Annotated in this window: 24 protein-coding genes and 1 tRNA gene; 10 read left to right on the top strand and 15 right to left on the bottom strand. The window is 73.0% G+C overall.

The genetic code is table 11. From position 1 onward, the window contains the following. Positions 1 to 18: 18 nt before the first annotated feature. Both nrtL and D1J60_RS24160 read right to left on the bottom strand, forming a co-directional pair. Positions 19 to 951, bottom strand: a complete 933-nt coding sequence (gene nrtL / locus D1J60_RS24165) for an ArgS-related anticodon-binding protein NrtL (protein ID WP_125822513.1) — start codon at positions 949 to 951, stop codon at positions 19 to 21. A 69-nt stretch (positions 952 to 1,020) separates the two neighbouring features. Continuing rightward, entirely contained in the window at positions 1,021 to 1,488 is a 468-nt protein-coding gene (locus D1J60_RS24160) for a response regulator (protein WP_164721081.1), read from the bottom strand. A 106-nt stretch (positions 1,489 to 1,594) separates the two neighbouring features. On the opposite strand from D1J60_RS24160, the gene D1J60_RS24155 reads away from it, so the two are divergent. Continuing rightward, positions 1,595 to 1,666, top strand: a tRNA-Arg gene (locus tag D1J60_RS24155). Between the two features lie 155 nt (positions 1,667 to 1,821). On the opposite strand, the gene D1J60_RS24150 is transcribed toward D1J60_RS24155, so the two are convergent. Further along, on the bottom strand, positions 1,822 to 3,057 hold the full coding sequence (locus D1J60_RS24150; RefSeq protein ID WP_125822512.1) for an MFS transporter: 1,236 nt from the start codon (positions 3,055 to 3,057) through the stop codon (positions 1,822 to 1,824). Between the two features lie 221 nt (positions 3,058 to 3,278). On the opposite strand from D1J60_RS24150, the gene D1J60_RS24145 reads away from it, so the two are divergent. Next, positions 3,279 to 4,262, top strand: a complete 984-nt coding sequence (locus D1J60_RS24145; protein ID WP_125822511.1) for an XdhC/CoxI family protein — start codon at positions 3,279 to 3,281, stop codon at positions 4,260 to 4,262. Positions 4,263 to 4,436: 174 nt separating this feature from the next. Beyond that, positions 4,437 to 4,832, top strand: coding sequence for a DUF6479 family protein (locus D1J60_RS24140; RefSeq protein WP_125822510.1), 396 nt, complete (start codon positions 4,437 to 4,439; stop codon positions 4,830 to 4,832). A 40-nt stretch (positions 4,833 to 4,872) separates the two neighbouring features. Here D1J60_RS24140 and D1J60_RS24135 read toward each other — a convergent pair whose 3' ends face one another. Next, on the bottom strand, positions 4,873 to 5,778 hold the full coding sequence (locus D1J60_RS24135; protein ID WP_125822509.1) for an ATP-dependent DNA ligase: 906 nt from the start codon (positions 5,776 to 5,778) through the stop codon (positions 4,873 to 4,875). After that, positions 5,775 to 6,659: a non-homologous end-joining DNA ligase gene (gene ligD, locus D1J60_RS24130; RefSeq protein WP_125822508.1), complete on the bottom strand. Its 885-nt coding sequence runs from the start codon at positions 6,657 to 6,659 to the stop codon at positions 5,775 to 5,777. Before ligD ends, D1J60_RS24135 begins: the two co-directional genes overlap by 4 nt. 31 nt (positions 6,660 to 6,690) lie before the next feature. Here ligD and D1J60_RS24125 point away from each other — a divergent pair, with 31 nt between their 5' ends. Further along, complete coding sequence (locus D1J60_RS24125) at positions 6,691 to 7,869, top strand: Ku protein (RefSeq protein WP_125822507.1); 1,179 nt, start codon at positions 6,691 to 6,693, stop codon at positions 7,867 to 7,869. Positions 7,870 to 7,884: 15 nt separating this feature from the next. On the opposite strand, the gene D1J60_RS24120 is transcribed toward D1J60_RS24125, so the two are convergent. Further along, positions 7,885 to 8,679, bottom strand: a complete 795-nt coding sequence (locus D1J60_RS24120) for an NERD domain-containing protein (RefSeq protein WP_125822506.1) — start codon at positions 8,677 to 8,679, stop codon at positions 7,885 to 7,887. A gap of 184 nt (positions 8,680 to 8,863) precedes the next feature. Between D1J60_RS24120 and D1J60_RS24115 the strand changes: the two genes are divergently transcribed. From D1J60_RS24115 to D1J60_RS24105, 3 genes are all read left to right on the top strand, one after another. Next, a complete protein-coding gene (locus D1J60_RS24115) occupies positions 8,864 to 9,511 on the top strand; it encodes a hypothetical protein (RefSeq protein WP_125822505.1) in 648 nt (215 codons plus the stop codon). A 96-nt stretch (positions 9,512 to 9,607) separates the two neighbouring features. Next, positions 9,608 to 10,351 (top strand): hypothetical protein, encoded by a 744-nt coding sequence (locus tag D1J60_RS24110; protein WP_125822504.1) that lies wholly within the window; start codon positions 9,608 to 9,610, stop codon positions 10,349 to 10,351. A gap of 62 nt (positions 10,352 to 10,413) precedes the next feature. After that, positions 10,414 to 11,580 carry a HAMP domain-containing sensor histidine kinase gene (locus tag D1J60_RS24105; protein WP_347147206.1) on the top strand — a complete coding sequence of 389 codons (1,167 nt, stop codon included), beginning with the start codon at positions 10,414 to 10,416 and terminating at the stop codon, positions 11,578 to 11,580. A 103-nt stretch (positions 11,581 to 11,683) separates the two neighbouring features. On the opposite strand, the gene D1J60_RS24100 is transcribed toward D1J60_RS24105, so the two are convergent. The 3 genes from D1J60_RS24100 to D1J60_RS24090 are packed head-to-tail and all read right to left on the bottom strand — an operon-like array spanning position 11,684 to position 13,632. Next, positions 11,684 to 11,956, bottom strand: coding sequence for a hypothetical protein (locus tag D1J60_RS24100; protein WP_125822503.1), 273 nt, complete (start codon positions 11,954 to 11,956; stop codon positions 11,684 to 11,686). A 10-nt stretch (positions 11,957 to 11,966) separates the two neighbouring features. After that, positions 11,967 to 12,680 (bottom strand): TetR/AcrR family transcriptional regulator, encoded by a 714-nt coding sequence (locus D1J60_RS24095; RefSeq protein ID WP_125822502.1) that lies wholly within the window; start codon positions 12,678 to 12,680, stop codon positions 11,967 to 11,969. A 22-nt stretch (positions 12,681 to 12,702) separates the two neighbouring features. Continuing rightward, positions 12,703 to 13,632, bottom strand: coding sequence for a diiron oxygenase (locus D1J60_RS24090; RefSeq protein ID WP_125822501.1), 930 nt, complete (start codon positions 13,630 to 13,632; stop codon positions 12,703 to 12,705). A gap of 207 nt (positions 13,633 to 13,839) precedes the next feature. On the opposite strand from D1J60_RS24090, the gene D1J60_RS24085 reads away from it, so the two are divergent. Further along, positions 13,840 to 14,946: a ferritin-like domain-containing protein gene (locus tag D1J60_RS24085; RefSeq protein ID WP_125822500.1), complete on the top strand. Its 1,107-nt coding sequence runs from the start codon at positions 13,840 to 13,842 to the stop codon at positions 14,944 to 14,946. A 67-nt stretch (positions 14,947 to 15,013) separates the two neighbouring features. On the opposite strand, the gene D1J60_RS24080 is transcribed toward D1J60_RS24085, so the two are convergent. Beyond that, complete coding sequence (locus tag D1J60_RS24080; RefSeq protein WP_125822499.1) at positions 15,014 to 16,480, bottom strand: penicillin-binding transpeptidase domain-containing protein; 1,467 nt, start codon at positions 16,478 to 16,480, stop codon at positions 15,014 to 15,016. Then, positions 16,477 to 17,892, bottom strand: coding sequence for an FtsW/RodA/SpoVE family cell cycle protein (locus D1J60_RS24075; protein ID WP_125822498.1), 1,416 nt, complete (start codon positions 17,890 to 17,892; stop codon positions 16,477 to 16,479). The genes D1J60_RS24080 and D1J60_RS24075 overlap by 4 nt, the downstream gene beginning before the upstream one ends. A gap of 138 nt (positions 17,893 to 18,030) precedes the next feature. On the opposite strand from D1J60_RS24075, the gene D1J60_RS24070 reads away from it, so the two are divergent. After that, complete coding sequence (locus D1J60_RS24070) at positions 18,031 to 18,420, top strand: DUF6325 family protein (RefSeq protein WP_125822497.1); 390 nt, start codon at positions 18,031 to 18,033, stop codon at positions 18,418 to 18,420. Continuing rightward, complete coding sequence (locus D1J60_RS24065) at positions 18,420 to 18,869, top strand: SHOCT domain-containing protein (RefSeq protein WP_125822496.1); 450 nt, start codon at positions 18,420 to 18,422, stop codon at positions 18,867 to 18,869. Before D1J60_RS24070 ends, D1J60_RS24065 begins: the two co-directional genes overlap by 1 nt. 511 nt (positions 18,870 to 19,380) lie before the next feature. Here D1J60_RS24065 and D1J60_RS24060 read toward each other — a convergent pair. From D1J60_RS24060 to D1J60_RS24045, 4 genes are all read right to left on the bottom strand, one after another. After that, entirely contained in the window at positions 19,381 to 19,878 is a 498-nt protein-coding gene (locus D1J60_RS24060; RefSeq protein ID WP_125822495.1) for a GNAT family N-acetyltransferase, read from the bottom strand. A 37-nt stretch (positions 19,879 to 19,915) separates the two neighbouring features. Further along, complete coding sequence (locus tag D1J60_RS24055) at positions 19,916 to 20,605, bottom strand: hypothetical protein (protein ID WP_125822494.1); 690 nt, start codon at positions 20,603 to 20,605, stop codon at positions 19,916 to 19,918. A gap of 31 nt (positions 20,606 to 20,636) precedes the next feature. Next, on the bottom strand, positions 20,637 to 20,843 hold the full coding sequence (locus D1J60_RS24050; protein ID WP_007266526.1) for a hypothetical protein: 207 nt from the start codon (positions 20,841 to 20,843) through the stop codon (positions 20,637 to 20,639). A gap of 205 nt (positions 20,844 to 21,048) precedes the next feature. Further along, positions 21,049 to 22,299, bottom strand: coding sequence for a helix-turn-helix domain-containing protein (locus D1J60_RS24045; protein WP_125822493.1), 1,251 nt, complete (start codon positions 22,297 to 22,299; stop codon positions 21,049 to 21,051). Positions 22,300 to 22,963: the final 664 nt, after the last annotated feature.

Raw genomic sequence — 22,963 nt, 5'->3', positions numbered from 1 at the left:
GGAATCTCTCTTCGCGGGTCACAGGCAGTCTGGGGCGTCGATGCCGAGCAGGGCGAGGCCGCCGGCCAGCACCGTCCCGGCGGCTTCGGCGAGTGCCAGCCGGGCGCGGTGGGCGGCCGAGGGTTTCTCGTCGCCCTTGGGCAGGACCTGGTGCTGGAAGTCGAGGAGCGCGTCGGCGACGGCCACGAGGTGCCGGGTGAGCCGCTCGGGGGCCTGGTGGTGAGCTGCGGCCTCCAGCACGAGCGGGTACTCGCCGAGCAACCGCAGCAGCTCGCGGCCGTCCGCCTCGTCGCCGGGCTCGCCACGGAACCCCAGGTCACCGGCATTGATCCCCAGCGCCCGCACCCGGGCATGGGCGTACCGCACGCGGAAGAACTCACTGGACTCGTCCTGGACGAGCAGGGCGGGGGTGAAGGAGGGGGTCTCGCGGGCCGGTACGCAGAGCATGGCCCAGGCGGCGGCGTCCGCCCCGTACGCGGCGACGACGTCCCCGTCCCGCCGGGCGACGGGCGCGACGCGCGGCACGGGCCCGTCCGGGACGCCCTGGCTCTCCTGGATCCGCCGCACGGCGGCCCGTACCGCACTCCCCCGAGGCTCCGCACCGGGCACGTACCCGTACCGGGCCCCCCGCGCCCTCACCTCGCGCACGAGCGCGGCGGCGGACGGGGGCGCGAGGCTGAAGTTCAGGAATCCGGGGCCGGTGATCTCCACGCCCAGGATCCCGGGCTCGTCGGCGAGGAGCCGGCCCGCGAGCACCCGGGCGACCTCACGGGGCTCCAGCCGGGCGCTCTTCGCCACCTGGAGCGCGACGGGGGAGGCGTACTCCCCCACTCCCCCGGGCCGGGTCCGCTCGACGACCACCCGCCCGGGCACGCCGGCGGCGAGCTCACCGCCCTCGACGGCACGGCGTACGGCTTGTACGACGGCACGAGAGAGGTCGGCGGGGATCACGGAACCCAGCCTAGGCGAGAAGCCCCTGTGCCCCGCATCGGGTTTCGCCATGTGAACAGGCGACCGCCCTCAGGCCCCCCGACCGGCCCTCCCGGCCCTCCCCGCAGGGGCACCCTTCCGCTCGACGAGCCGCCGTACGACCCGCACCAGCTCCGCGGGCTCGAAGGGCTTGGCGACGAACGCGTCCACGCCGGCGGCGATCCCGGCCTCGACCTCGAGCTGGGTACAGGCGCTGACGATGGCGACGGGCACATGCCTCGTCCGCGGATCGGCCCGCAACTGCGCGGCGGCCCCGAACCCGTCCAGCCGGGGCATGACCACATCAAGGGTGATCGCGTCGGGACACACCCGGTGCACCACGTCCAGACACTCGGCACCATCGTTCGCGGTCACTACCTCGAAGCCCTCCAGCTCGAGATTGACCTTGATCAGCTGCCGGATGACCTTGTTGTCGTCGACAACAAGCACCCGGCCCGAGGCGCCTGGCACAACTCGAGAGTAGGTCGCCCTAAGCCCCCGCGTCCGGGTTTTTGCCACTTCCACCCCCTCCGGGCGACCGACCTCCCCCGGCCGCCCAAATCGGTTCCTGATCACCCCGCGGAAGCTGGTAGTGTTCAACCCGTCGCCGCACAGCGAACGACACGCCCCCGTAGCTCAGGGGATAGAGCAACGGCCTCCGGAGCCGTGTGCGCAGGTTCGAATCCTGCCGGGGGCACTTCGCAGGAAGTGCCCAAAGACCCCGCCATCAGCGGTAACGCTGAGACGGGGTCTTCGCGTATGTGCGGTCGGCCGTTCCGCTGCCGGCCCCAACTCGGTGCACGGAATGGGCACATGAGCCGCCGGCCGGCTGGGGAACCCGGCGCGCGTCGGTCAGGTGCGGGAGTCGTCCAGCTCGCGGGCGGGTTCCCGGGTCGGGGGCAGCGTCAGGGCCAGGGCCGCGGCCGTCAGGGAGATGAGGCCGCCCGTCGAGAGGGACCAGCGGGGGCCCCAGTGGTCGGAGAGCCAGCCCGTCAGGAGGGCGCCCAGGGGGGTGGTGCCCATGAAGATCAGGGTGAAGAGGGCCATCACGCGGCCGCGGTAGGCGGGGTCCGAGCCGAGTTGGACGCGGTGGTTGGCCGCCTGGGCGAAGTACATCATCGCGAAGCCCGTGAGGGCGAGGCAGAAGGCCGCCGTCGGGAGGGTGGGGGCCAGGCCCGTGAGGGCTTCCGCGGCGCCGAAGGCCAGGGCCGAGCCGGTGACCACGGCCGCCGTGGGGCGTTCGCGGCGGGCCGTCGTCGCGAAGGCGGCCAGGAGGGAGCCCGCCGCGAGGGAGCTGCTCAGCAGTCCGAAGGCCGCCGAGCCGGTGCGGAACTCGGTCTTGGCCAGCAGCGGGAGCGTCAGCTGGAAGTTGAAGCCGGCCAGGCCCAGTACGCCGACCAGGGAGAGGGGCAGGATCAGGTCGGCGCGCCGGGAGACGTAGCGGAGGCCGTCCACGACGCTGGCGCCCGCGGGGCGGGAGGGCGGGCCGTGGAGTTCCGCGGGGCGCATCAGGGCGAGGCCCGCCACGGCGGCCAGGTAGCTGCACGCGTTGAGCAGGATGACCGGGCCGACGCCGAGGCGGGCGATGAGCAGGCCCGCTGCCGCGGGGCCGGCCACCCGGGCGGCGTTGAAGTACGCGCCGCTCAGCGCCGACGCGTTGGGGAGCAGTTCGTTGCCGACCATCTCGCCGACGAAGGCGATGCGGGTGGGCGCCTCGACCGAGTTGACCGCGCCGAGGAGGAGGGCGAAGAGCCAGATGTGCCACAGCCGGACGTCGCCCCGGACCACCCACAGCCCCAGGGCGAGCGCGAGGGTGCCGGACGTGAGGTTCGCCAGGATCAGGATGCGGCGTTTGCTGTGGCGGTCGGCGAGCCGGCCGCCGTAGAGGGTGAGGAGGAGGACCGGCGTGAACTGGAGGGCGGTGACCACGCCCAGTGCCGTGCCCGAGTCGCCCGACAGCTCCAGCACCAGCCAGTCCTGCGCGATCACCATCATCCAGGTGCACGTCACCGAGAGGAGCTGGCCGAGGAAGAAGAGCCGGAAGTTGCGTACGGAGAGGGAGCCGAAGGCGCGTTTCAGGATGAGCACGGGCTGAGTGTCCCTTCGCTCCCTCGATTCTCCGTGGTGGCGGCGGAGCGGCCACTCGTGGACGGTTCCGGTGGTCCGTACGAGGGCGACGGGCCGGGGTTGGTGGGTTCGGGGGATGGGTGGCGGCCGGGGGCGTGCGTAGGGTGGTTCCCGAGGCCGCTTCGTGCCCGTTGACCAGGCGCTTTGCGGCGAGGGAGCGCACAGAGGATGGGGCGACGAGGATGCGTGGGCTTGCGGAGACGGCGCGGCAGTGGGCGGCGGAGGGGCGGGTGGCGTTCCTGGCCCGGCCGGTGACCGAGCAGGGGTTCGGACCCCGGGACCCGGCCGGGGCCGTGCTCGTGGACCCCCGCGGGGAGTGCGTCGGGGCCCTGTACCGCGGGGTGTTCGACGCCGAGCTGGTCGCGGAGGCCGGGGCCCTGGGCGGCGCCGGGGAGACCGCGCGGGTGTGCGAGGTGTCGGTGGGGGCCGACGAGGCCGCGGAGGCGAAGCTGACCTGTGGCGGGCGGGCGGAGGTGCTGCTGCAGCCGCTGTCCGCGATCCCCGCCGAATGGTGGGAACTGCTGGGCACCGGGGCCGGGGTGGCGCTGGTGACCCGGCTCAGCGAGGGCGCGGACGGCGCCGTCAGCGAGGTCGTACGGGCCGGCGACGAGCCGGCCGACGACGCCGGGCGGCGGGCCGGGGAGCTGCTGGGGACCCGGCGGCCCGGGCGGGACGCCCTGTACGGGGGGTCCGGGCTGGTGCTGGTGGAGGCGTACCCGTCGGCCCCGTACGTGGTGGTCGGCGGGACCGGGGAGCTGGCCGAGGTCATCGGGGCGCAGGCGGCGCTGCTGGGCTGGGAGTCCGTGGTGGTGGAGAACGCGGCGGACGCGCAGAAGGCGCTGACCGCGCACCGGGACGCCGCCTGCCTGGTGCTGCTCAGCCACGATCCGGACTTCGACGTGCCGGTCCTGCGGAACGCGCTCGCGCTGGGGGTCCCGTACGTCGGCGCGCTGGGGTCGCGGCGGACCACCGCGCGGCGCCGGGAGGGCCTGCTGGCCGCCGGGGTGGGCGAGGACGGGCTGGCGCGGGTGCACGGGCCGATCGGGCTGGACCTGGGGGCCAGGACCCCGGCTGAGACGGCGCTGGCCATCTGCGCCGAGATCCTCGGGGTGCTCGGGGGGCGGGACGCGCGGGGGCTGCGGGATTCGGACGGGCCGCTGCGCTGAGGGGCCGGGGGCCCTCCCGTCATCATCCGCCCCGCCGTCCGTCCCCGTCATCCGTTCGGAGTAGGGGGCGGGCGCGGCCCGGGGCGGTGGGGGGTCGGGCCGGGGCGGGTTTCCGGGGGCATTCTTTGCGCTGCCCCCACGTGCAAAAGTAGCAAAAGCGGGAAAATGGGCCCTATGGACACGATCCTCAGCGTGGACGAGATCCTGACCGACATCGCGTGGTTCTTCGTCGTCGGCATCGTCATCGCCGGCGTCCTGCTCGCCGGGTTCAAGCTGGGCCAGCGGGTCCGGGAGAAGGAGCCGCCGCCGCCCACCCCGGAGAGCCAGCCGCACCTGCCCGACGGCGGGCCGGTCCACGAGGTCCGCGAGGAGCGTGACCCGGTGGAGATCCCCGAGGGCGGCCTGCGGCCGCACGAGATGCAGGGGTACGGGAACTTCGGCTCCACCACCTCCGACCACGCCGACCAGGTACGGGCCGAGCGCGAGTCCGGCTACGAGAAGCCCGAGGGCCCCGGACCGCACCCGCAGCCGGGGGCGCCGCCCGACGCGGGACGCGGCGCGCACGCCTGAACATCCCGCCCGGACCTCTGGGCCGCGCCTGCCGCGCGGCTCAGAGGTCCGTCCGCAGCCGCAGCACCTCCGGCGGGGGGTGGCGCAGCGCGGTGTGCCGGACCTCGGCCGCCAGCGGCGGGTCCAGCAGGGTGAACGGCACCTCGCCGAGCCCGATCGCCGTGACCACGCCCCCGCCGGTACCCGCGCCCCCGCGTTCCGCGACGACCGCCGCCAGCTCGGCGCGCAGCACCGCCGAGAGCGGGCTCGACACCAGCGGCGCCTGGTCCTCCTCCCCCGGCAGGACCAGGACGAGCGCCAGCGGGCGGCGCGGGGTGCCGGTGTAGCCGATCACCGCCGCGTCCCGCACGTCGGTGTGCCGGAGCTTGCGCCAGGCGCGCCGCCCGGCCGGGTAGGGCTGGTCCAGCCGCTTGACGACCAGGCCCTCGATGCCGCTGGCGGGCAGGGTCTCGTACCAGGTCTCGGCCAGCTCGGGGTCCGTCGTCATCGGCACCGGCTGGAGCGGCGGGCCCAGCGGCAGCAGCAGGTCGACCAGCAGGGCCCGGCGCCGCTCGTAGGGGCGGCCGCGTACGTCCACCCCGGCCAGCTCCAGCACGTCGAACGCCGCGTACGAGGCCGGCAGGCTCTGCGCGAGCACCGCGGCCCGGGCCGCGTTGGCCGCCGCCGCGCGCCGCTGGACCAGCGCGAAGTCCGTGCGGCCCGCGTGCCAGACGACCACCTCCCCGTCCAGCACGGTCCCGGCGGGCAACTGCCGGGCGGCCGCCGCCAGGTCGGGGAAGGCGCCGGTGACGATCCGCCCGGAGCGGGCCTGGAGCACCACGTCCTCCTCGGTGCGCAGCACGACCATGCGGTGGCCGTCGAACTTCGGCTCGTACGCCAGGCCCGCCCCCCGCGGCAGGGTCCGTACGGCGGAGGCGAGCGCGACCCTGACGGCCTGCGGGGTCACGGCAGGCTCCCGGCCCGTCCGGGGTCGGTGAGCGGGGCGAGGAGGTCGCCGTCGCGGGCCAGCCGGGGCGGGATGTCGTCGGCGAGGAACACCAGGTCGTGGGGGTCGCGGCAGGCTTCGACCTCCGCCCAGGAGACGGGCGCGGAGACGGTCGGCAGGCGCCGCGCGCGCAGCGTGTAGGGAGCCGCGGTGGTCTTGGCGGCGGCGTTCTGGCTGTGGTCGACGAAGACCTTGCCGGGGCGCAGCGCCTTGGCCATGCGGTGCACGACCAGGTCGGGGAACTCGGCCTCGGCCTCCTGGGCGAGGGCCTTGGCGTACGCGGAGGCGCGCGCGGAGGGGACCGGTTCGAGCGCCACGGCCAGGTGGAGGCCCTTGGAGCCGGAGGTCTTGGCGTACGCGGTCAGGCCGTCGGCGGCGAGGCGCTCGCGCAGCCACAGGGCGGCGGCGCAGCATTCGACGACGGTGGCGGGCGGGCCGGGGTCGAGGTCGAGCACGAGCCGGTCGGCGACGGCGGGGGCGCCGGCCCGCCACTGGGGGGTGTGGAACTCGACGACGAGGTTGGCCGCCCACATCAGGGACGCCAGGCCGGACACGACCACCTGTTCGGCCCGTTCGTCCTCGGAGCGCGGCACGGGGGTGGTCCTCACCCAGGCGGGCGTACCGGGCGGCGGGTTCTTGGTGAAGAAGAGCTGGCCGTCCGGGCCGTCCGGGTAGCGCAGGAAGGACAGCGGGCGGTCCTTGATGTGCGCGAGGAGGGCGTCCGCGACGGTGGCGTAGTAGTGCAGCACCTCGCCCTTGGTGAAGCCGGTCTCCGGGTAGAGGACCTTCTCCAGGTTGCTGAGCGCGATGCGACGCCCCTCCACCATCGTGATCGGCGTCATACGATGAGATTGCCATGAATCAGGAGGAACCGTGCGATCCATTTGGAACGGGGCGATCTCCTTCGGCCTGGTCAGCATCCCGATCAAGCTCGTGAACGCCACCGAGAGCCACTCGATCTCCTTCCGTCAGATCCACGTGACCGACGGCGGCCGCGTCCGCTACCGCAAGGTGTGCGAACTGGACGGGGAGGAGGTGCCCTCCGCCGAGATCGGCAAGGGGTACGAGGAGGCGGACGGGTCGATCATCCCGATCACGGAGGAGGACCTGGCCCGGCTGCCGATCGCCACGGCGAAGACGATCGAGATCGTGTCGTTCGTGCCGGCCGACGAGATCGATCCGCTCCAGCTGGACGCCGCGTACTACCTCGCCGCGAACGGGGCCACGGCGGCCAAGCCGTACACGCTGCTGCGGGAGGCGCTCAAGCGCAGCCGGCGGGTGGCTATCGCCAAGTACGCGCTGCGGGGGCGGGAGCGGCTGGGCATGCTGCGGGTCGTCGACGACGTGATCGCGATGCACGGGCTGCTGTGGCCGGACGAGATCAGGGCGCCGGAGGGGGTGGCCCCGGAGGCCTCGGTGTCCGTGCGGGAAGCCGAACTGGACCTGGCCGACGCGCTGATGGCGACGCTGGGCGAGGTGGAGATGACCTCCCTGCACGACGACTACCGCGAGGCCGTGGAGGCGATGATCGCGGCGAAGGCGGGCGGGGCGTTCGAGCCCGCGGAGGCCGTGGTGGAGCCGGCCGGCGGGCAGGTGATCGACCTGATGGCGGCGCTGGAGAACAGCGTGCGGGCCGCCAGGGCCTCGCGGGGCACGGACGAGGGCGGGGAGGGCGGCACGGAGGCGGAGGTGACCCCGATCCGGCGCGGCGCGGCGGCCGCCGCGCCGAAGGCGGTGGGCGGGAAGAAGTCGACGGCCGGGGCCGCCGGACGGAAGGCGGCCCCGGCGGCGAAGAAGACCACGGCGAAGTCCACGGCGAAGACGACGGCGAAGCCGGCCTCGACGGCCTCGTCCGCCAAGTCGGGCGGCAAGAAGTCGACTTCGGCCGCCACGAAGTCCGCCGCCACCGCCAGGAAGAGCACCTCCACGGCCACGAAGTCCGCCTCCACGGCCCGGAAGTCCACCTCGACCGCCGCCAAGTCCGCCTCCGCCGCCGCGAAGAAGACGGCCGCCGCGAAGAAGGCCGCGCCGCGCAAGCGGACTTCGGCCTGACCCGGAAGGCAGACCCTAGGTCCACGCCGGGCGGGCGCGGGCCACGGCGAAGAGGGCTTCGATCTCCGGGGGTTTGAGGGTCGCCGGCGTGCCCCGCAGCAGGGTCGTCAGGGTCGGGGGCTGGAGGACCAGGACGTCGCGCTGCGTCGGCGCCACCTCCACCCGGGCGGCGTCGGCCAGGACCAGGGCCGGGGTGACCGGCGCGGCCAGCACGCGGGCGGCGCAGGCGGCCGCCCGCCGGATCCAGCGCGGGTCCGGACGGGGCTCGGCGCGGCCCACCGTCAGCAGCAGGTCCCCGACCTGGGCGCGCTGGCGGCGGCCCGGGACCGTACGCACGGCCAGGACGCCCGGCGGGCCGATGAGCAGGTGGTCCAGCAGCCCCAGACCGGGCAGCGGCACGTCGTGCAGCGCCCGCCAGTCCGAGGCCTCCAGCAGGTCGACCTCCGCACCCGTGCGCTGCCGCGCCTGGAGCTCCTGCCGCATCCGGTGCCGGGCCCGGCTGCCCGGGGACCCGTACGCGAGCTCCCCCAACAGGGTCTCGCCGGGCCGGTTCGGGGCCAGGTCCCCGTCGGGCGGCAGGCTCAGGCCGCGCAGCTCGGCGGGGGTGGGCACCGGCGGCGGGCCGATGCTCCAGCCGCGGGTCAGGTACGGGCGCAGGACCGCCAGTACCGCCTCGCGCTGGTCGTCCGCCAGGACGCTGATCCGGTTGGCCTGCCGGTCGTACCAGGCAACGGCCTGGCCGTCGGGCCGGTTGACGTAGAGCCGGCCGCGGCCGGGCCGGCCGCTCGGAAGGACCTTGAGTCCGCGCATCGGCCTCACCCCCGCCGTCCATGGGAGCAGGCGCCGCTCCCCCGGGCAATCCCTCGGTTGTGTAACAGCTCCGTCGGCTCCCTGCTGCCTTCCTGTTACAAGGTCATCGCCCTACCGCAACGGCCGGGCCCTAGTTTTGTGGCGTCTGGAAGCGCCAGGCCCTGACCGTTGCCGAGGGAATCCCGTGGAAACCGCCCGCCGCCGCACCATCGTTCGCGCCACCGCCGTGACCGCATGCGCCGGCGCACTCCTGGCACTGCCGACCGCCGCCGCGCTCGCCGACGGGGCGCCGGCCGCCTCCGGCGCGCAGCGGACCCTCGTCAGCAGCATCTCCCTCGCCGACGGCCGGTCGACCGCGAAGGTGTACCGCCTCGCGAAGGACGCGTACCAGGCCGAGATCCTGCGTGCCGGCGCCAAGGTCGCCACCCTGACCAGCCGCGACGGGTCCACCGGGGTCGGCGCCGCCGGTGAACTGCACGCCGCACTGCGGCCCGACGGGCGGCTGTCCTCCTGGGTCGGCGACACCGTGCCCGGGGGCGGCGCCCACGCCGTCGCCGGCGACGGCCACAAGACGGGGACCCGGCACGGCGCGGGCGGCTCCGGCCAGGTCGTGCCCGCGTCGCTGGACATCCCGGCGGGCGGCCCGGCGGCCGGCAGCCCGGCCAAGGGCGGCACCGGCGCCCCCGGCACCGCCGAGGCGCTGCGGCTGAACACGCTGGCCGACGGGCCCGGCGACGGCGTACTGCTGCTCGCGGCGGGCGGTGGCATCGCGGCCGTCGGCGCCGCCGGGCTGGGCTTCGCGATGCTGCGGCGGGGGCGCACGGACGGCTGACCGCCGCCTCCGGGCGACAAATGCGGTCGAGCTGCGCATAGGGTTGGCTGGATATCGACCATCGCCGACCGGCCGCGTTCAGAGGAGGGCCCGCACGTGCGCACGTCCTCCCCCGCGGCGCTGCTGGCGGCCGCCCTGCTGCTGCCGCTGGCCGCCGGCTGCGGGGACACCGGCGGGCTCGCCTCCGCGGGGCCGACCCCGACCGCCAGCGGCCCCGTACACCTGTGGCCCGAGCGCCGGGGTGCCGAGGTACCGCCCGCCGATCCGGGGGGCGCGCCGCCGGAGTACGTACGGGGGCTGCCGAAGGTCACCGACCAGAACGTCCACGAGGTCGACCCGGTCGCCCTGGTGCAGGCGGAGCTGCGCGCCCATCCGGACATCAGCGTCGGCCCGGACGGCATGCCCGGGGAGACCGCCGCCGCGATCCGCGCCTGCGGGAAGATCGGACAGGACCCGGCCGCGTGCCCGGTGCGGCAGCCGTACTACCGGGACCTGACCGGGAACGGCAAGGACGAGCTGGTGATCGGCATCGAGCTCCCCGACAGGATGATGTCCGTACGGGTGTACACGGTGGACGCCGGCGGCCGGCTCAACCGCATCATGGCCACCACCGAGACCGTGATCGGCGTGGAGCTGGCGGGGCGGGACGTCATCCTGCGCGTGCCGAGCGGCAACCCCGGCTACGAGCTGATCACCGCCTGGTCCTGGGACGCGAAGCAGCGGACGATGCTGCCGGAGCGCGAGCAGATCGTACGGGTGCCGGCCGGGGCGGCGGCGTCGCAGTCGCCCTCCGTGGGGTCGTCGCCGTCGCCCTCGAGCAGTCTTCCGGGTACGCGGTGAGGGCGTGGCTGCCGGCGTGGACGGCCACGCTGACCTGGAAGTCCGCCTGCTTCATCGTGGTGATGTGCTGTGCGCTGGCGGCGGTGCTGGGCGTACTGGTGCACGTCGAGGTGACCCGGCAGACGGTGGCGGCGGCCCGGGACAAGGCGCTGGACAAGCTCGACGAGGCCTCGTACGCCTACGAGGCGGGCGAGACCCTGCCGCCGCAGTCCGGACTCGACCCGGCGGGGCTCCCCCCTGAGCTGCGGGAGCTCGCGCTGAGCGGCCGGCGCGGAACGGTCGTCGGCGACGCCGGCGGGCGGCCGGTGATGTGGGCGGCGGCCCCGGCCGACGGGAAGGCGCTGGCCACCCTCATCGACTACGGGCAGAGCGCGGGAACCATCCGGGGCCTCGACAACGCGATCATCGGCTCCTCCGTCCTGGCCCTCGGCGGCACCCTGCTGATCGGCGCCTTCGCGGTGACCCGGGTGACGCGGCGGCTGCACCAGACGGCGACGGTCGCGCGCCGCATCACCCAGGGCGACCTGGACGCGCGGGTCGGCGACCCCCGGACGCAGGACCCCTCTCGGCACCAGGACGAGGTGTCGACGGTGGCGGCCGCGCTGGACACCATGGCCGGGACCCTCCAGCGGAAGCTGCAGAGCGAGCAGCGCTTCACGGCGGACGTCGCGCACGAGCTGCGCACGCCCCTGACGGGTCTGCAGGCGGCTTCGGAACTGCTGCCGGAGGGACGGCCGACGGAGCTGGTCCGGGAGCGGGTGCGCACGATGCGGCAGCTGACGGAGGACCTGCTGGAGATCTCACGGCTGGACTCGGGGAGCGAGCGGGTCGACACCGACCTGCACCAGCTGGAGCGGCTGGCCCGGCGGGTGGTGCGGGCGTCGGGGCTGGAGACCGAGGTGGTCGTGGTCCGGGACGCCCACGTCGAGACGGACCGGCGGCGCCTCGAACGGGTGCTCGGGAACCTCCTCGCCAACGCCCACAAGCACGGGCGGGGCCCGGTGGTGCTCACGGTGGACGGCCCGGTGGTGACGGTACGGGACCACGGCGACGGGTACCCCGAGTACCTCCTCACGGACGGACCGCAGCGCTTCCGCAGCGGGGGCAAGGGACACGGCCTCGGCCTGACGATCGCGGCGGGCCAGGCGGAGGCCATCGGCGCCCGCCTGGAGTTCCGCCGGGCCCGGGGCGGCGGCGCGGAGGCGGTACTGACCCTGCCGGCGCCTTAGGCCGCGGCTCCGTCGCGCGAGCGGGCTTCCGGGGGCCCGGCCGGCGCCCCGTGCCCCGGTCCCCCGGGCCCCGTGCCCCCGTGCCCCCGCGCCCCGGCCCGGCTCAGCGGCCGCCGCGCGGCTTCGTCCAGGGCCAGCGGAGCTTCGGCTTCTCGCCCGTTGGGGAGTAGGCGTACTTCCACCCCTTCTGGAGCCCCAGCCGCTTCGTGTACCCCGACGGCACGCGCTCGTACAGCAGTACCGTCGGGGGGCCGCCGTCCGCTGCCGGGACCGGGATCTCGTACCACTTCGGCGGGTGGCCCGTCGGGCCCACGAGGATCGGGAGGACGCGGCCGTCCATCGGCCCGCCCTCGAAGGGGGTCGGTTCGCTTCTCACCCCACCAGTGTCACAGCAGGTGGGCGGCCTCGGACACCACCGGGATGACGCGGCGGGCCAGGACCCCGGCCGGACCGTCCGGGCGTTCCAGGGCGAGGGCCGCGCGGGCCGCCGTGGCCGTTTCGGGGTCGGTGGCGGCAGTGGCGGTGAGCAGGGCGATGAACTGGTCCACCAGCCAGTCGCGCAGCGTGGCGGCCTCGGGCTGCTTGCCCTCGTCGATCCAGATGAGCGAGGCGGCCTCCACGGCCGTGATCCAGGTGCGGACCATCATCCGCAGCCGCGCGCCGGGGGCGGAGACGCCGAGGTGGAGGAGGATCTGTTCGGCGGCGGCGCGGCGGATGCCGTCCACCGTGGCCGTGGTGCGGGAGGTCTCCACGACGCTGCCGCCCTGGAGCAGCGCGGCGAAGCCGGCGTCGTGTTCGTCGACGAAGGCCAGGTAGCGGTCCAGGGCACGGGAGAGCCGCTGGGTGAGCGGGCCGGTCTGCGGTTCGGCGAAACACAGTTCGAGGACGTCCGCCGCCGAGCGCAGCGCGGCTTCGTACAACTGCTGCTTGCCGCCCGGGAAGTAGCGGTAGACCAGCGGGCGCGAGACGCCGGCGGCCTCGGCGACGTCGTCGAGGGAGATCTCCTCCGGGGCGCGGTGCGCGAACAACGACAGTGCGGCGTCGAGGAGCTGGGCGCGCCGCTCCTCGACGCTCAGTCTGCGGTACGCCCGTACGGTCATGCCCGCAGCGTAGACGACCCCTCTACGCGAGGAGGCCGGAGCTGCGCCAGAGCCTGCGGCCGACGCCGCGCAGGACGCCGATGTCGTCGAGGAAGTCGGTGAGGCGTTTGGCGCCGCTCTGCATGACCTCGCGGCGGTGGCCGCTGGCCTTGACCTGGGCGACGGCTTCGCGCCGGTCGAGGCCGACGTTGTCGTAGACGGCGGGGTTGACGAAGGCGACGGAGAAGACGCGGGCGGCCTCGCCGCAGCTGATGCGGGTGAGTTCCTGCTCCCAGCGCGGGGCGGTCAGCATCTGGCGGCGCAGTTCCTCGCGGGCGTAGCGGACGTGCCGTGCCTCTTCGACGACGTGGATGCGGGTGACGCCGCGGACGAGGGGCTGGATGCGCTCGTCCGGGAAGGTGAGGCGCTGCATCCAGTCCAGGATCTCCTCGCCGAGGAGGGTGCAGGCGAAGGAGCCGGGGGTGGTGGAGACGGTCTTGAGGACGCGGGCGAGGTTGTGGTTGAGGCGGGTGACCGGGTACTCGGGGGCGCCGCCCTTCTGGATCATGCGGGCGAACATCATGGAGTGCCGGCATTCGTCGGCGATCTCGGTGAGCGCGTAGCGGACGTGGTTGCTGGTCAGCGACTTGTCGTAGATGTGCCGGACCAGGAGCTGCATGAGGATGATCTCGAACCAGATGCCGAGGGAGGCGAGGGAGGCGGCCTCGTGGCGGGAGAGGTCGATGCGCTGCTCCTCGCCCATCTTCTTCCACATCGGGGTGTCGTAGAGGGAGAGCAGCTCGGGCGGCCAGTAGTACTTGCCGTCGATCGGCGGGGCGTCCCAGTCGAGTTCCCGGTCGGGGTCGAAGGAGTGCTTGGCGGAGGATTCGAGGAGTCGTTCGGCGATCTGCTCGCGGTCCTTGAGGAGGCCGAGGGCGTCCCTCAGCGCGGCTCGTTCCGTCACTGTCGTCATGGCTTCGGGCACCTCGCGGTCGGGTTGCCTGTGGGGGTCACCTGTCGGGTTACCTGCGGTCACCTCTTATGAGACTCCCTGTCAGCAAGGCCGTCAATCCCCCGCGCACGACTTGTTGACCCCACGTCTACCAACGTGTGACGCTGCCAACTGTCCACTCCCGCACGGCAGTACGCGAGACGCAGTACGCGAGACGAGGAGGCGTCAGTGTCGACGCACGAGCTCTACACCCAGGCCCCGGACGAGACCGTGTGGCCGGTCCCCGCCTCCGGCGCGGCCCGCTTCAGCTGGGAGTACGACGGGGGACGCGACCGCCTCCTCGCGCTCTACCAGAAGGGCAAGGACAAGCAGTGGGACGGCGCCAAGCGCATCGACTGGGACATCGAGGTGGACCCGTACGACCCCCTCGGCACCCCCGACGAGACGCTGACCCTCCACGGCACCCGGCACTGGGCGAAGATGACCGAACGGGACAAGGGTGAGCTGCGCCGCCACTACAGCGCCTGGAACTTCAGCCAGTTCCTGCACGGCGAGCAGGGCGCGATGGTCTGCGCGGCACGCATCGTGGAGTCCGTGCCCGACCTGGACGCGAAGTTCTACTCCGCCACCCAGACCATGGACGAGGCCCGGCACGCCGAGATCTTCGGGCGCTTCCTGCACGAGAAGGTCGGGATGCTCTACCCGATCAACGACAGCCTCCAGGGGCTCCTCGGCGACACCCTGCGCGACTCCCGCTGGGACATGCCCTACCTCGGCATGCAGGTGCTCATCGAGGGGCTGGCGCTGGCCGCCTTCGGGATGATCCGCGACACGACGGACAAGCCGCTGCCCAAGCAGATCCTCGCGTACGTGATGCAGGACGAGGCCCGCCACGTGGCCTTCGGGCGGATGGCGCTGCGCGACTACTACAAGCAGCTGACGGACGCCGAACTGCGCGAGCGCGAGGAGTTCGTCATCGAGGGCTGCTACCTGATGCGCGACCGGCTGCGCGGGGTGGAGGTCCTGGAGAACTTCGGCATCCCGAAGCGGGAGGCGGTGGAGTACACCGAGCAGTCCGAGTTCCTGCACCTGTTCCGCAAGCTGCTGTTCAGCCGGATCGTGCCGTGCGTCAAGGACATCGGACTGTGGGGGGACCGGCTGCAGAAGGCGTACCTGGAGATGGGCGTCTTCGAGATGGGCGACTCCAACCTCGACCTGCTGATGGCCCAGGACGAGGAGATCGCCGAGTCGCTGGACCGGGAGCGTTTCGCCACCGAGGAGCGGGAACGGGTGGCGGAGGTGCAGGCCGCCATCCAGGAGGGCGCGCAGGCCTGACGGCGGGGCGGGCGGGCCTGACGGCGGGGACGCGCAGGCCTGACGGTGACAGCGGGCGGGCACCCCGCTAAGGGGTGTACGTCCGCAGTGCCGCCTCCATCACCGCCCGTGCGATCGGGGCCGCCGCGCCGTTGCCGCTGATGTCCCCGCGCACCGCCGAGGCGTCCTCCACCACCACCGCCACCGCCACCGCCGGCTGCGGCGCGTCCTGCCCCCGGGCCCAGGCGATGAACCAGGCGTACGGGGTGCCCGCGTTGCCGACGCCGTGCTGCGCCGTGCCGGTCTTGCCGCCGACCAGCGCGCCCGGGATCGCCGCGTTGCGCCCGGTGCCGTCCTCCACCACCTTCACCATCAGCTCCTGCACGCGCAGCGCCGTGGCCGGGCTCATCGCCCGGCCGAGGGTGCGCTGGCCGGTACGCCGCACCAGGGAGCCGTCGTCCTGGGTCGTGCGGTCCACCAGGTAGGGGGTGCGGATCTCGCCCCCGTTGGCCACGGCCGCCGCGACCATGGCCATCTGCAGCGGGGTGGCCTTGGTGTTGAACTGCCCGATCGAGGACAGCGCCAGCTGGTCGGGGCTCATGTCGGTGTCGAAGTCCGACCGCGACACCCACGTCGGGATCCGCAGCCCCTCGTCGTTGAACCCGAAGCGCTCCGCCGCCTCCACCATCCCGCGCAGCCCGACCCGTACCCCGATGTCGGCCATCACCGTGTTGCAGGACCACTGCACCGCCTCCGCCATCGAGGCCTCCGCGCAGCCCTCGGCCGCGTTGGGCAGCAGGGTGCTGGTGCCGGGCAGCCGGTACGGGTCCGGGGTCCGGGTCGGGGCGTCGACGTCGGTGACCACGCCCGCGTCGAGGGCTGCGGCCGCCGTCACGATCTTGAAGGTGGAGCCCGGCGGATAGGTCTCGCGCAGCGCCCGGTTGAGCATCGGCCGGGTGGGGTCCGCGTTCAGCCGCTCCCAGGCCGCCTTGACCCGCGTACCGGTGCCGGAGAGCAGCCCCGGGTCGTACGAGGGGCTGCTGACCAGGGCGAGGATCCTGCCCGTGGCCGGCTCGACGGCGGCGACGGCGCCGCGCTTGCCGCCGAGCCCCCGGTACGCGGCCTGCTGCACGGCGGCGCGCAGGGTGGTCACGGCGTTGCCGCCGCCGGGGCGGCCGCGCGAGAGGTCGTACCAGAGCGGGAAGGCGGACAGTCCCGGATCGGTGCCGGAGAGGACGGCGTCCTCGGCGCGCTCGACGAAGCTGGTCCCGTACGTCTGGGAGGAGAAGCCGGTGACGGGCGCGTAGAGCGGGCCGTTGGTGTAGGTCCGCTCGTAGCGCAGCAGCTGGCGGCTGTCGCGGGAGCCGGTGACGGGCCTGCCGTCGACCAGGATGTCGCCGCGCGGTTCGGCGTAGCGGTCGATGGCGGGGCGCTTGTTGGCGGGGTTCGCGCCGTAGGCGGCGGACTCCCACACCTGCACCCGGGCGACGTTGGCCAGCAGGGCGGCGAGCAGCAGGGCGCAGAAGTACGCGCACCAGCGGATGTAGCGGATCACGCGGACCCCTCCCGCGCGGGGGCGGGGGCGGGGGCGGGGCCGGGGCCGTCTCCGGGGCCCGGTCTGGGCCTGCGGGCGCTGTCGCTGAGCCGGACGAGGAGGGCGACGATGATCCAGTTGGTGACCACGGAGGAGCCGCCCTGCGCGAGGAAGGGCATGGCCATGCCCGTGAGCGGGATCAGGCCGGTGACGCCGCCCGCGATGACGAACACCTGGAGGGCGACGATCGAGGCGAGCCCGGTGGCCAGCAGCCGCCCGAAGGGGTCGCGCAGCGCGAGTCCGGCTCGGAAGCCCCGGGACACGAGGAGCCCGTAGAGGAGCAGGATGGCGGTGAGGCCGACGAGGCCGAGCTCCTCTCCGGCGGTGGCGAGGACGAAGTCCGACTTGGCGGCGAAGCCGATGAGGAAGGACTGGCCGTGGCCGAGGCCGGCGCCGAGCAGGCCGCCGGCGGCGAAGGCGAAGAGGGACTGGGCCAGCTGGCCGGGGCCGTCGCCGCGCTCGATGGAGGCGAAAGGATTCATCCAGTCCTGGACGCGGCTGTGGACGTGCGGTTCGAGGGTCCCGACGGCGTAGGCCCCGAGGGCGGCGAGCAGCAGCCCGATGGCGATCCAGCCGATCCGCCCCGTCGCGGTGAACAGCATGATCACGAAGAGGCCGAAGAAGAGGAGGGAGGTGCCGAGGTCCCGTTCGAGCACGAGCACCCCGACGCTGAGCAGCCAGATCGCGAGGATCGGCCCGAGCACCCGGCCGGGCAGGAGGCGCAGCTTCCAGAAGAGCCGGCGTCCGGTGAGGGCGAGGGCGGTGCGGTTCGCGGCGAGGTAGGCGGCGAAGAACAGGGCGAGCAGGATCTTGGCGAACTCCCCCGGCTGGAAGGACAGCCCGGCGAAGCGGATCCAGATGTGGGCGCCGTTGACGGCCGGGAAGAAGACGGGCAGCAGCATGAGGGTGAGGGCGGCGGTGACGGACAGGTACGCGTACCGCTGGAGTGTCCGGTGGTCGCGCAGGAGGACCAGGACGAGCACGAAGAGGACCACCCCGAGCGCCGACCACCGCAACTGGTCCCCCGCCCCGGGCGCCCCCGGGGTGGCCAGGTCGAGGCGCTGGATGAGCACCAGCCCGAGCCCGTTGAGCAGGACGGCGATCGGCAGCAGGAGCGGATCGGCGTACGGGGCCCTGAGCCGCACGGCCAGGTGCGCGATCAGCGCGGCCCCGCCGAGCCCGGCGGCGTAGGGGGCCGCGGGGGCCCGGGTGCTCTTGCCGTCCGCGGCGAGGCCCACGTAGAGGTGACCCAGCACGGAGATCAGGACCGCGCCCGCCAGGAGCGTCAGCTCGATGCCGCGGCGCTTGGCGGCCCGTGCGTCGGGGGGCGGCGGCGGAGCGGGCTCCGTCACCTTCGCCGTCAGAGCGGTCATACGGGGAAACGTAGCAAGGTCGCGGCTGGTATGTCCGCTTATGTCATAGGGTGCCGAAGAGTCGTCAGAAACGGTCGGACGGGAACGGTCCAGCAGGAACGGTCCAGCAGGAACGGTCAGGAGTGAGGAGCCCGGCTCATGGGACCTGTGGAATTCATCGTCCTCGCCTTCCCGGAGGAACAGCTCCGGGTCCCGGCGGTCGAGGCCGTGATGGGGCTGCGCAAGACCGGGGTGGTCCGGCTCATCGACGGCCTCGTCGCGACGAAGACGGCCTCCGGGGAGGTGTTCGCGGCGGAGTTCGACGAGTTCGTGGAGCTACAGGGCATCCTGGCCGGCCGGGACGTGGCCCGGCTGATCGGCCCCGAGGACGTCCGCGAGGCGGCGGAGCTCCTGGACCGGGGCAGCTGCGCGCTGCTGCTGGTGGTCGAACACGTCTGGGCCCAGGACGCGGCCGTAGCGGTACGGGCTGCGGGCGGCCGGATCGTCGGCTCGGTCAGGATCCCGGCGGAGCGGGTGGGGGTGGCGTGATGTTCATCCGGCCGGTGGGCGTGACGGTCAAGGCGGCGAACCGCCCGGCGGGCCGGCCCCTCCTGCGCGGCCTGCTGCGCCGGGCGGCGGGCGCGGCGGAGTGGGCGCAGGCGGAGGACACCGGGGAGGCGGTGGTGGAGGGGTTCGGGGAGGAGTACGAGGACGAGCACGGGGACCGGATGGGGGACGCGGAGTCCCTGGAGGGGGCACCCTGGGCGGAGGCGCCCGGTCCGGCCCCCACCTCCGAGGAGGAACCGCAGCCGGCCCCGGCCCAAGCCCCCTCCGCCCCCGGCCCGGGAGCCCCGGCGGCTCCACCGCTGCCCGGCAGCCTGGTGGCGGAGCTGACCCAACTGGCGGACCTGACCCGGGAGGGGCTGCTGACCCCGGAGGAGTTCACGCGGGCCAAGGCGCGGTTGCTGGGGGGCGGGGTCACGGGGGCGGCGTCGTAGCGGGGCGGCCTCAGGGAGGGTTGGGGGCTTCCCGTCAGTCCCATCGTCCTTCCGGTTCGGGCCGGTCCCTCAAGGGCGCTCCTTCGTCGCGTCGCTACGCGATGGCCTTCGGCCACCCTTGACCGACCGACCCGAACCGGAAAGCCGAAAGACTGCCGGGAAACCCCCAAAGAAACGGCACGGTCCATGGTGGAGGGACGGGCATCTCAGGGACCAGGCGCGGTGCCGGGGGCGGCCCGCCAGGCATCCGGGCCCTCAGCAGTCTCATTCCGCGCCAGGGGCTCGACTACCTGCACGGGAGGTTGATCAGAGCACCCTGACGTGCACCCAGACGCGACAGATCGCTACGCGCTCCCCATTCCTCAGCGTCCGGCGACCGTCTTGGGCTGATACCTACACCAGAGGGTGATCATGACGGGCGGGAAGCGCATGGGCGCGACAGATCGCTACTCGCTTCTCCCGTCTCGGCGGCTGACGGCCGTATGGGGTTGATGGCCCGATCAGCGAGAGGTCACAGGGACTTCTGGAACCAGGCCACGTCCCAGAAGCGGTCGAACTTCCCGCCGACCTGTTCGAGGAGGCCGACCTGCCGGAAGCCGAAGCGCTCGTGGAGGCGTTGGGACGCCTGGTTGGGCATGGCGATCCCCGCGAGCGCCGTGTGGACGTCCTCCTGCGCCAAGACCTCGAAGAGCGAGGTGTAGAGCAGGCCGCCGATGCCACGGCCGACGTGCTCGGGTGCCAGGTAGACGCTGGTCTCCACGGAGGTGGCGTAGGCCGGCTTGGGGCGGAAGGCACTGCTCGTCGCGTAGCCGAGGAGCTTTCCGCCCTCCTCGGCCACGAGCAGGCGGTGCGGGCCGGATGTGGGGTGGGCCAGCAGCCACGGCCGCCGCTGATCGGGGGTGAAGGGCTCGACGTCGAAGGTGATCGGCGTCTCGATGACGTAGTGGTTGTAGATGCGGGTCAGCTCGTCGAGGTCGTCCTCGACACCGGGCCGGATTTCCATGGTCATCCAGCCGACGGTACGCGGGGCTCGTTACGCCGCCGTTTCAGTGGCCCTGTGCGGTCTTGCGGGGATCGGTGGCCGTGATCTCCTCGACGAACCGTCGAACCTGGTCCTGGACGGGCTCGTGCGCGGACACCTGCATCGTGTACCCGCGAGAACCGCTGTCGGGACCCGTCAGGAAGTACATCGACACGCACGAGGACTCCCCCCGGCCGCTGACGTTGATGCCCTGCCGCAGCGGCAGACAGTTCCAGCGCTCGTACCAGCCGGAGTCCGTGATCCCTTGGGCGAGCAGGCGGGCGGCCGCGTCCACGGGTTCTTCCCAGCTGTGGTCCGCGACGACGCGGGCGAGCTCGGCGTCGTACTGGACAGCGTCGAACTCGGCCTCGGCTGGAAGGGGAACCCGAATGTCATCGGTGTTCTCCCAGCCACTCCACACCACCCGGTCCCCCTGGCGCCGGATGGTGACGAACACCCCTCCGCAGCAGTCGGTCACGCAGTCGTTGTTCGACAGCTCGACCCGGGCCGGCTCCTCGGCCGCCCACAACGGCCACGTCTCAGGAGGTCCGAACCACATCCCCTGGCGGCAGCTCGCATCGCCGCCGGGGTGGATCTCTTCCAGAACGTCCCACCCGTCGATGAAGGGCCGTATGCCCACCGAGTAGAACACTGCTTGGGGATGCGGACGGTCGGCGCGAAGGGTGAGGACGTTCACCGACGGGAGGTGCTCCATCTCCCCATCATCGCCCAGGGCAGTTTCGCCCTCAGGCGGGTTCCACGTTGGTGACGGCCGTGGTGAATTCGCGACCGGAGGCACCACGGATGTAGGCGAGCTCCATCCAGCGTTCGATACCCGTATCGGACACGTTCTCGTTGATCACCGCCATCAGCACACCCTCGACACCCGAAGCGATGTCGCGGACACGTCGGCGGAGGAGGCGGTGCGGGACGTACTCGTAGCACTCACTCATCGGACGCCTCCTCGAACGTGCCGAGGAAGCGCTCCCACCCGGCCAGCGCCCGGTCGAACAGATCCGTACTGGGCTCGCCGCCGCTGTCCGCTGTCTCGCTGCAAGTACACGTGCACACAGGCCACTCCCTAGGTCGCCAGGTCGATCAGGTACGACGTTAGAGAGGGATTCCGGCAGGAAGGGGCCCGAATCGGGCCCCTTTCTTCTACGCGGCGAGCAGGCCGATGTCCACGGCCAGTCGGCTGGCCCGCTGCCGCCGCTCGGGCAGCCGTGATGCCGATTCCTCCAGCACGATGGCCCGTGCGTAGCCGTTGTAGCGGGTCGTCTCCGGCGCCACCGCATGTGCCTGTTCCAGCGTCGCCAGCGCCACGTCCGGCTGCCCGTCCAGCTGGTATGCCCGAGCCTGCTCGATCCTGTGTCGGGCCCGGCGGGGCAGTGACGGGATGATCACCGTCTCCGAACCGGCCGCCTGCCGAACGGCCTCCCCGCCGGCCCTCAGCTCCACCGCCACGGTGACCCCGTGCGCTCCCATCACCGGTCGCCCGAAGCTCGTCACCCGGTGGAAATAGCCGTCGGGAAGCTCCTCGGCCACACGTTCCGCGCGCTCCCACCACCCCCACGCAGCACCCGTCTCACGGCGCTTCGCGGCAGTCAGCGCAGCTTCCGCCCGCAAAGCGCCAACAATCGCCCGCACCTCCACCTCAGCATCCGACAACCTGGGCTCCAGCAGTCTCAGGGCCTGCTGGACCACGTCGTCCGCCTCGTCGTACTGCCCGGAATCCCGGTGCGCCTGAGCGGACAGCCAAGCAGCGACACCCACCGCGTGCGGGTCCTCGGACTCCTGCGCGGCATTCATTCCGCGATCGGCGACCCTCCACAACAGCGCGGGGTCCGGCTGGTAGGCGACGAAGAACTGGGCGAGGAAGTAGGTCTCCGCCTTGAGCCGCAGGGCGTTCCGCCGCTCGGCGGCAGTCTCGGCCTGCCTGACCCCGAGCTGCGTGTCCCGGATCAGACCTGGCAGCAAGGCGCCGATGACCGCCCGGTGGTTCGGCGCCTTGTGCCTCGCGTCCCATGCGGCATCCAAAGCCGCCCGCAGGAACGCCTGGGAGGGGGCCTGACGGTCTCCACCGGCCGGAAAGGCGGTGAGTGCAGCACGCACTGCCGGCAACTGGTCGTGGCCAGGGCCGAGGAACAGCTCGGTGTTCTGCGCCGTACCGAGATCTCCCACGAGGTCGTTCAGCCGACGGACACGCAGGGCTTGGGCAATGCCGAGAATCTCCGGCAGTCTCGGCATTCTCATGGCCCCGGTCTCTACCTTCTTGACCCACGACGGATGATGGCCGAGCAGCCCGGCCAACTGCTCACGGGTCATGCCTCGACGGGTGCGGTAGATCTGAACACGTTGCCCGAATGCGACAGGGTTGTCGTACGGGTCGGGGGGTGTATCGGATGACACGGCCTTGCCCCTTCTCTGTGCAGCTCGACACCGAACAGCCTATGGCTCAGGGCCATTTGTGAAAGCCCGAAAGCATCGCCCCAGACGGCCGTCGGCCGCCAAGATCTGAGAAGCGCGTAGCGATCCGACGCGCCCGTCCGCCTCCTCGGCTGCTCTGTTCGCCCTCTGGTGCGGGTAGCAGCCCCAGGCGGTCGCCGGACGCCAAGAAATGAGGAGCGCGTAGCGATCTGTCGCGTCTGGGGGCTTCCTGGGCTGCTCTGTTCGCCCTCTCGTGCGGGTAGTCGCGCACCGGCTCCGGATCTCGGCTCTTGGGGGCCCGGATGCCCGGCGTGCCGGCCCCCGACCCCTCGCCTCATCGCTGACGGACCCGTCCCTCCACCATGGACCGTGCCGTTTCTTTGGGGGTTTCCCGGCAGTCTTTCGGCTTTCCGGGGCGGGTCGGTCGGTCAAGGGTCGCCGAAGGCGATCACGAAGTGACGCGACGAAGGAGCGCCCTTGAGGGACCGGCCCGAACCGGAAGGACGATGGGACTGACGGGAAGCCCCCAACCCTCCCTGATCCGGTCCAGGGGGATACCGCTCCCCACCCCCCCCCGGCCCGCAGACAAGGGGGCGGGTGGGCAACCCCCGCCCCACCCCAGGGGGTCGAGGGGGAGATAGCGGGC

Source organism: Streptomyces sp. W1SF4 (genome assembly GCF_003950035.1).
GTDB classification, from domain to species: domain Bacteria; phylum Actinomycetota; class Actinomycetes; order Streptomycetales; family Streptomycetaceae; genus Streptomyces; species Streptomyces racemochromogenes.
Note: the sequence above shows the minus strand (reverse complement) of the source record. Positions and strands in the feature narration are given on the sequence as shown.